Annotated in this window: 1 protein-coding gene; it reads right to left on the bottom strand. The window is 54.4% G+C overall.

Annotated features, from left to right (window positions below):
* Positions 1-35: 35 nt before the first annotated feature.
* Positions 36-384 (bottom strand): J517_1871 family lipoprotein (locus tag B3Q33_RS02320; protein ID WP_286826721.1); only part of this gene is annotated, 349 nt, incomplete at its 5' end.

The raw sequence follows: 384 nt of genomic DNA, 5'->3' as shown, positions 1-384 counted from the left end.
CCCGCCGAAGCGGGTTTCTTGGTATTGGGTTCTGTTTACTGCTTCCTAAAGTAATCCTCGCAATGCGGCGCGGCCAACCTTAGCGATTCATCTCTAACGAAATCCGATGCGTGATCTTCATCGCCCAGGGGGATAACAGTGACTCCGCTGGGCGACTCATTCACCATGGCAAATGAGCCATCCGAAAAATACAGCTTCTCTTCCACCAATTTGGCCTTACCTACTGCGTCGCGATGATTCCACGAGTGACAGGTATCCACATAACCATCCGCCGCGATATGCATCGTCATAACGTATGGCCCTAGCCCGCCCGTCCATGTCCCTACAGCATAGTCAGGCGCGGGCTCCGCTGTGGCGTGGACGTACTGATTGGAATCCATCGGG

Source organism: Alcanivorax sp. UBA3183 (assembly GCF_002364155.1).
Classification (GTDB): Bacteria; Pseudomonadota; Gammaproteobacteria; order Pseudomonadales; family Alcanivoracaceae; genus Alcanivorax; species Alcanivorax jadensis.
Note: the sequence above shows the minus strand (reverse complement) of the source record. Positions and strands in the feature narration are given on the sequence as shown.